Consider the following 7,184-nt stretch of genomic DNA (forward strand, 5'->3'; position numbering starts at 1 on the left):
TGAGCCGCTTTGCGGCTCCCCCTTCTCGCTGCGCGGAAGGGGGACGACAGCATCGCGGCAGGGCGGCCCTTGCTCGCAGCCTCTTGTTCAGGTTGCGCCAGCTTTTAGGTCTTGCTTAATAAAAAGATAGCTGCTAGCCAAATATCCATAAGCGCTACAGCATTATTTGATTGGATAAAAAATGAACGCTCGTGTGGATACTTCCGTGTTGAGCCATCTCAGCAACCGCCACCTGGATGCACTGGAAGAAGAAACCATTTTCATCCTGCGCGAAGTGGCCGCCACCTTTGAACGCCCCACCCTGCTGTTTTCGGGCGGCAAGGATTCGCTGGTCATGCTGCGCTGCGCCGAAAAGGCCTTTGGCGCGGGCCGCATTCCCTATCCCTTGCTGATGATCGACACCGGCCACAACTTCCCCGAAGTGACCGATTTCCGCGACCAGCGAGCCAAGGAACTGGGCGCCGAGTTGATCGTGCGCAGCGTGGAAGACTCCATGGCACGCGGCACCGTGCGTCTGGCACACCCCGGCGAATCGCGCAATGTGCACCAGTCGGTGACGCTGCTGGAGGCGATTGACGAGTTCCGCTTCGACGCCCTGATCGGCGGCGCGCGCCGCGACGAGGAAAAGGCCCGCGCCAAGGAGCGCATCTTCAGCCATCGCGACAGCTTCGGCCAGTGGCAGCCCAAGGCCCAGCGCCCCGAACTGTGGACGCTGTTCAACACCCGCATTGCACAGGGCGAGCATTTCCGCGTCTTCCCCATCAGCAACTGGACCGAGCTGGACGTGTGGCAGTACATCGCCCGTGAAAACATCGCCCTGCCATCGATCTACTACACCCACAAGCGCGATGTGGTGGAGCGCAAGGGCCTGCTGGTGCCCGTGACCGAACTGACCCCGCCGCGTGAGGGCGAGGAAGTCGTGCAGCGCGATGTGCGCTTCCGTACCGTGGGCGACATCACCTGCACCTGCCCCGTGGAAAGCACGGCAGCAACGGCCGAAGACATCGTGATCGAAACCCTGGCTGCCGAGGTCAGCGAACGGGGTGCGACGCGCATGGACGACAAGACCAGCGAAGCGTCCATGGAAAAGCGCAAGAAAGACGGGTACTTCTAAGGCATCCCCTGAGGCGCTACGCGCCTTCCCCTTCTCTGGAGCTTCGCTCCGGAAGGGGACGACACCCTCGGTGCGCGGCGGCGCTTCCTCGGTGTCTCTGAGTTGGGACATGTCGGTTTTTAGAAAGAATGCGATGACTGAGACTATTAATTCCGTAGCTGCTAGCGCAAACCCATCAAGCGCTTCAGGCCAATTTGATGCACATAACAGCAGCGCGCTGCGCTTTATCACCTGCGGCTCGGTCGATGACGGCAAGAGCACGCTGATCGGTCGCCTGCTGGTGGACACCCGCGCCGTGCTGCAGGATCAGCTGGCCGGCGTCACCAAGTCCGGCGAAACGGATCTGGCACTGCTGACCGACGGCCTGGCCGCCGAGCGCGAGCAAGGCATCACGATCGATGTGGCCTACCGCTACTTCGCCACCGAGTCGCGCAAGTTCATCATCGGCGACGCTCCCGGTCACGAGCAGTACACACGCAATATGGTGACGGCAGCATCGAGCGCCGATGCCGCCGTGGTACTGGTCGATGCCACCAAGCTGGACTGGAAGAATGCCGATCTGGAGCTGCTGCCCCAGACCCGCCGCCACAGCCTGCTGGCCCATCTGCTGCGCGTGAATTCGCTGGTGTTTGCCGTCAACAAGCTCGACGCCGTGCAGGACCCGGCCCTGGCCTTTGCCCATATCAGCGCCGCGCTGCAGAAGTTCACAGCCTCCGCAGACATCAAGATCACGGCCACCGTGCCCGTGTCCGCGCTCAAGGGCTACAACGTGGTCAACAGCACCGACGGCTGGGCCGGCTACCACGGCCCCAGCCTGCTGCAACTGCTGGAACAACTGCCCAACACGCCCACCGACAGCGATCTGGCGCTGGCCTTCCCCGTGCAGTGGGTGGAGAAATTCTCTTCTTCGTCCGACACCAGCCAGGGCCGCCGCGTGTTCTGGGGCCGTGTCGCCACGGGCGTGGCCCGGGTCGGTGCCCAGGTGCAGATTCTGCCCAGCGGCCAGCTCGCGACCGTGGCCCAGGTCATAGACCACGCCCGCGCGCCCAAGGAAGTGGCTGCCGGCCTGTCCGCCGGCATCACGCTGGACCGCGAGGTCGATGTCTCGCGCGGCGACTGGATCATTGCCGCTCCCGTGCAAGCCGAAGTTGCCGAGGATGATTTTGATGCTCCTGCTGCCGCAAGCCCCTGGCCCAGCAGCCGCGAGATCACCGCCACCGTGGCCTGGATGGACACCGAACCCCTGGTGCCCGGTCGCGTTTACTGGGCGCTGCATGGCCATCGCTGGGTCAAGGCCAAGGCGCGCCGCTTGGTGCACCGCCTCAATATCAATACACTGGACAAGGAAGACGCCCAGCAGCTCGAGGCCAATGCCATCGGCCAGGTGGAGCTGGTGCTGCAGGAAGCCATTCCGGCCGCACCTTTCACCCAAGCCCGCCAGCTGGGCTCGCTGATTCTGGTGGACACCGCCAGCAATGCAACGGCCGGTGCTGCGCTGGTGAACTGAAGCCAATGAAGACAGGGCCGCAACCGCGATCTGGCCGCCAAACCAGATCTCCATACGGCCTTATCCAGCCAGGCACTGGCGCTGCGCGGGAAAAAACCTAAAATCACGGGGTTTTACCAATCCCCACCCAAGAAGAAGATTCTCAATGACTCACGTCGTTACCGAAAACTGCATCAAGTGCAAGTACACCGATTGCGTGGACGTTTGCCCCGTGGACTGCTTCCGTGAAGGCCCCAACTTTCTGGTGATCGATCCCGATGAGTGCATCGACTGTGCCGTCTGCATTCCCGAGTGCCCGGCCAATGCCATCTTTGCCGAAGAAGATGTGCCAGCAGATCAACTGGCCTTCATCAAGCTGAACGTGGATCTGTCCCAGCTCAAGAGCTGGAAGAGCATCACCAAGCGCAAGGCTTCGCTGCCCGACGCCGACGAGTGGAATGGCAAGCCGAACAAAGTGGATTTGCTGGAGCGCTAAGCCGGTCAGGGCGCGGACTGCGCTACGCTTGCCTGCATGAGCCTGTCCAACGCAACGACCAACGCTTCCCTCTCGCTACAACCCGCCGTGGAAACCGACGCCATCATCATTGGTGCAGGTCCGGCGGGTTTGTTTCAGGCCTTCCAGCTTGGCCTGCAGGGCATTCAAGCCCATTTGATCGATGCCCTGCCCCATGTGGGCGGCCAGTGCAGCCAGCTCTACGCGCACAAGCCCATCTACGACATTCCCGGCATTCCCGTCTGCACGGGCCTGGAGCTGGTGCGACTGCTGGAAAAGCAGATCGCGCCCATGCAGGTGACCCGCCATCTGTCCCAGCAAGTACAGACCCTGCAAGCCCTCGACGACGGACGCTGGCAGGTCGGAACCACGGCAGGCGCAATGTTCCACACCCGTACCGTCTTCATCGCCGCAGGCGTCGGCGCGTTCGTGCCCAAGGCCCTCAAGGCGCCAGGAGTGGATGAGCTCGGCACGGGTCAGCTGCACTATCACCCGCAGCAGCTGGATATGACTGCAGGCCGCCAGGCGCTGGTCTATGGCGGCGATGAGGAAGCCGTAGCAGCAGCCATTGACTGCAGTTCAAGCGCGGCCAGAACCGTTCTCATGCACCGCCGTGACAGCTTCAATGCCGAGCCAGCGCAACTGACCCGGCTGCAGCAGCTGCGCGAGTCTGGCGCTGTCGAAGTGCTGATCGGCCAGATCATCGAAGTGCGGCACGGCGATGGCCTACTGGAGTCCGTGCAATGGATGGACGGTGAGGGCAATGAACATCTGCAGCCTGTCGAACAGTTGCTGGTCTACCAGGGCATTTCACCCAAGCTGGGCCCTTTGACGGACTGGGGACTGGCACTGGAGCGCAAGCAACTGGCCGTGGATCCGGCAACGCTTGCCACCAGCGCCCCGGGGATTTATGCCATTGGCGACATCGTCAGCTACAGCGGCAAGAAACGGCTGATCCTTTGCGCCTTCCACGAGGCCACCATGGCCGCGTTCGCGGCAGCCGAATACCTGCAAGGCAGCAAGCCTTTGCTGGAATACACGACGACCAGCGCTCGCCTGCATGCCATCTTGGGCGTGTCCCACTGAAAAGCCGCCAGTGTCCTGCCTCGGACTCCTTGGAGTCCGCAGCTTCTGAGGCTGGCATAAAAAAACCGCTATCCCTCGGGATAGCGGTGTAAATCACGACGGGGTCAGACCCCACCGCGCGCACTTTGATCTCGGCTCAATGGCCATGTGCCGGCTTGACCGGAATGATGGGCACTTCCTTGCCTTCCTTGTCGTAGACCTTGCCACCTTCGACGCGGTCCCCATCGGCCAGGGCTTCAAGCACATGCTGGCTCAGGGCGCGGCCATAGCCGGCTTCAAAGACAGAAGGCTGATCGGAATTGCCTTGTTTGAAGTGGTTGTAGAGCAGGTTCAGGGTCACGGCAACCAGGGCCGTTGCGCTGATGCCCGAGTGGAAGATCGTGGCAAACCATGCAGGGAACTGGTCATAGAACTTGGGAGCCACCACCGGCAGCAGGCCCGCGCTCACCGAGGTGGCAACAATGATCAGATTCATATTGTTGTTGTATTCCACCTTGGCCAGGGTACGGATACCGCTGGCAGCCACGGTACCGAACAGCACCAGGCCGGCGCCGCCCAGCACGGAGGGAGGCACGCAGGCCACGATGCGGCCCATCACCGGCAGCACGCCAAACACGATCAGGATCAGACCGGAGAAAGCCACCACGAAGCGGCTCTTGATGCCGGTCACCGCCACCAGACCCACGTTCTGTGCAAAAGCGCTTTGCGTGAAGCCGCCAAAGATGGGGGCCACGATGCTGGAGAGCATGTCGGCGCGCAGACCATCACCCAGACGGCGACCGTCCACGGGGCTGTCCACGATTTCGCCCACGGCCAGCACGTCGGCCGAGGTTTCCACCAGGATCACCAGAATCACGATGAACATGGAGATGGTGGCCGCCATGTCGAAAGTGGGCCAGCCGAAGTGCAAAGGCGTAGGCACCGCAAAAATGGGGCCGTTGAACACCTGCGAGAAATCGGCCTTGCCGATGAAGACGGCCGTGATGGTGCCCACCACGATCGCCACCAGAATCGACAGGCGCGACAGCATGGCATTGCCCAGCTTGCTGAACAGCAGCACCATGAACAGCGACAGACCGGCCAGACCGATATTGCCCATGCTGCCGTAATCGGCGGACTTGGCATTGCCGCCCATGGCCCAATGCGCGGCCACAGGCATCAGCGACATGCCGATCACCGTGATCACGCAGCCATTGACCAGCGGCGGGAAGAATTTGGTGATGCGCGAAAAAACCGGCGCAATGATCAGACCCAGTACCGAGGCGTACATGACGGCCCCCAGCACTCCCTGCATGCCGCCACCGGTGTGCAGAATGCTGACCATGGTGGCCACGCCTGCGAATGAAACGCCTTGAACCAGAGGCAGACGGCAGCCGAAGAAAGGGATGCCCAGGGTCTGCAGCAAGGTTGCCACACCACCCATGAACAGGCAGGCGGTCACCAGCAGACCGGCATCGGCAGCGGACATGCCAGCCGCTTCAGCGACGATCAGAGGCACCGCCACGATGCCGCCGTACATGGTCAACACATGTTGCAAGCCATACATGAGGTTGGCTGTGACGCCAAGATTCTCATCTTCGGGGCGCTTGACGGCCGCATCCCTGGATGCTCCGGTCTGATCGTTCATCTTTGTCTCCTAAATTACCTACTCACCAAGGCTCTAGAGGCCTTTCGCTCTGTCCGGTCGACTTGCAGCATCTCTTTCGGCAGCGATCTTTTCCGATCACCCCGGCGAGGCCTTGTGCTGCAGCCAGTCGCTCTTCTTCGAGAGCGATCCGACCTATAGAAAAGAGCAAACCACTCTTTCATTCACCCAAGTCAGTCTTTCAATCTCCCTTGATTGCAGGACATCCGCCGGACGGACTATTCCATTACGCAATCAAAGCCATACCCAGAAGGGCATGAGTCGAGACTGTACGTTGCCAGGACACCAAAATTGTCTACAGTTTTGTATACAAAGTGCTGACCAGAACCTTTCCAAAGCAAAAAAGCACACTCATTGGCTGCGATCGGGCACTGGAAATTGACACAGATCATGCCCAACCAGGCATTCATGCCCTCTATAAAGAACAAAAGGATGCAAGACACATTCCCAGTTGTGTCTTGCATCCAGCAGAGAAGAGAAAAGAGAGATCTGGAGCGCTTGTCAGTGGCCGCTCAGTCTTCCTCGGCCTGAGCGATGCCGGGAAACAGCACATCGGTAAAACCGAAACGGCTGAAATCGCGCACCCTCATCGGATAGAGCTTGCCCCAGAGGTGGTCGCACTCATGCTGGACCACGCGCGCGTGAAAGCCCTCGACCGTGCGGTCAATCGGGTCGCCGTATATATCAAAGCCGGTGTAGCGCACCTTGTTCCAGCGTGGCACCATGGCTCGCAGACCGGGAACAGACAGACAGCCTTCCCAATCCAGCTGCTCCTCTTCACCGATGGGTGTGATGACTGGATTGATCAGCACGGTACGGGGCACTATGGGGGCATCCGGATAACGGGGATTGGGCTCGCCCGAGCCAAACACCACCATCTGCAAATCCTCGCCGATCTGCGGCGCCGCCAGGCCGGCACCGTTGGCAGCATGCATGGTATCCAGCAAATCCTTGAGGAGCAGATGCAGCGCATCCGTATCAAATTCAGTCACCGGCTTGGCAAGCCTCAGCAGACGGGGATCACCCATCTTCAAAATGGTACGTACAGTCATATATCAATACGGCGTGCAGCAACCACCGGGCCACCGCACTGTTCAATCATCAAAAGCATAGCGCCGCCGCCAATCCACGTGAACGATGCGGCCTGTTCAGGTATCAGGCACAGAGAATTTAATGAAATTGTGATGAACTTCCTGCGAGCTCATTTTTACACCCTATAATCTAGGTCTTCTTCCTCAATAGCTCAGTCGGTAGAGCGCCGGACTGTTAATCCGTAGGTCCCTGGTTCGAGCCCAGGTTGAGGAGCCAAGAATTTCGATGCTTTGCGGATATCAAAGCA

Annotated in this window: 6 protein-coding genes and 1 tRNA gene; 5 read left to right on the plus strand and 2 right to left on the minus strand. The window is 60.4% G+C overall.

Annotation, left to right across the window (positions count from 1 at the left end):
• Positions 1 to 181: 181 nt before the first annotated feature.
• The 4 genes from cysD (at position 182) to AAIL67_RS23955 (ending at position 4,200) form a co-directional block, all read left to right on the plus strand.
• Entirely contained in the window at positions 182 to 1,114 is a 933-nt protein-coding gene (gene cysD / locus AAIL67_RS23940) for a sulfate adenylyltransferase subunit CysD (protein WP_003069699.1), read from the plus strand.
• A 133-nt stretch (positions 1,115 to 1,247) separates the two neighbouring features.
• Positions 1,248 to 2,621: a GTP-binding protein gene (locus tag AAIL67_RS23945; RefSeq protein WP_034379301.1), complete on the plus strand. Its 1,374-nt coding sequence runs from the start codon at positions 1,248 to 1,250 to the stop codon at positions 2,619 to 2,621.
• A 145-nt stretch (positions 2,622 to 2,766) separates the two neighbouring features.
• On the plus strand, positions 2,767 to 3,096 hold the full coding sequence (fdxA, locus tag AAIL67_RS23950) for a ferredoxin FdxA (protein ID WP_003053491.1): 330 nt from the start codon (positions 2,767 to 2,769) through the stop codon (positions 3,094 to 3,096).
• Positions 3,097 to 3,132: 36 nt separating this feature from the next.
• The gene (locus tag AAIL67_RS23955) at positions 3,133 to 4,200 is read left to right on the plus strand and encodes an NAD(P)/FAD-dependent oxidoreductase (RefSeq protein WP_343485318.1); all 1,068 of its coding nucleotides are present in this window, start codon (positions 3,133 to 3,135) and stop codon (positions 4,198 to 4,200) included.
• Between the two features lie 136 nt (positions 4,201 to 4,336).
• Here AAIL67_RS23955 and AAIL67_RS23960 read toward each other — a convergent pair whose 3' ends face one another.
• Both AAIL67_RS23960 and def read right to left on the minus strand, forming a co-directional pair.
• Positions 4,337 to 5,827, minus strand: coding sequence for a nucleobase:cation symporter-2 family protein (locus AAIL67_RS23960; protein ID WP_003069706.1), 1,491 nt, complete (start codon positions 5,825 to 5,827; stop codon positions 4,337 to 4,339).
• Between the two features lie 530 nt (positions 5,828 to 6,357).
• Entirely contained in the window at positions 6,358 to 6,897 is a 540-nt protein-coding gene (def, locus tag AAIL67_RS23965) for a peptide deformylase (RefSeq protein ID WP_034358695.1), read from the minus strand.
• A gap of 180 nt (positions 6,898 to 7,077) precedes the next feature.
• On the opposite strand from def, the gene AAIL67_RS23970 reads away from it, so the two are divergent.
• Positions 7,078 to 7,153: transfer RNA gene (locus AAIL67_RS23970), tRNA-Asn, on the plus strand.
• Positions 7,154 to 7,184: the final 31 nt, after the last annotated feature.

Source organism: Comamonas sp. A7-5 (genome assembly GCF_039581385.1).
In the GTDB taxonomy this organism is placed as follows: Bacteria; Pseudomonadota; Gammaproteobacteria; order Burkholderiales; family Burkholderiaceae_C; genus Comamonas; species Comamonas thiooxydans.

What these genes read in the sequence shown, in the direction of transcription:
- cysD (WP_003069699.1), top strand. Translation starts at nt 182, where the DNA reads ATGAACGCTCGTGTGGATACTTCCGTGTTGAGCCATCTCAGCAACCGC.
- AAIL67_RS23945 (WP_034379301.1), top strand. Translation starts at nt 1,248, where the DNA reads ATGACTGAGACTATTAATTCCGTAGCTGCTAGCGCAAACCCATCAAGC.
- fdxA (WP_003053491.1), top strand. Translation starts at nt 2,767, where the DNA reads ATGACTCACGTCGTTACCGAAAACTGCATCAAGTGCAAGTACACCGAT.
- AAIL67_RS23955 (WP_343485318.1), top strand. Translation starts at nt 3,133, where the DNA reads ATGAGCCTGTCCAACGCAACGACCAACGCTTCCCTCTCGCTACAACCC.
- AAIL67_RS23960 (WP_003069706.1), bottom strand. Translation starts at nt 5,827, where the DNA reads ATGAACGATCAGACCGGAGCATCCAGGGATGCGGCCGTCAAGCGCCCC.
- def (WP_034358695.1), bottom strand. Translation starts at nt 6,897, where the DNA reads ATGACTGTACGTACCATTTTGAAGATGGGTGATCCCCGTCTGCTGAGG.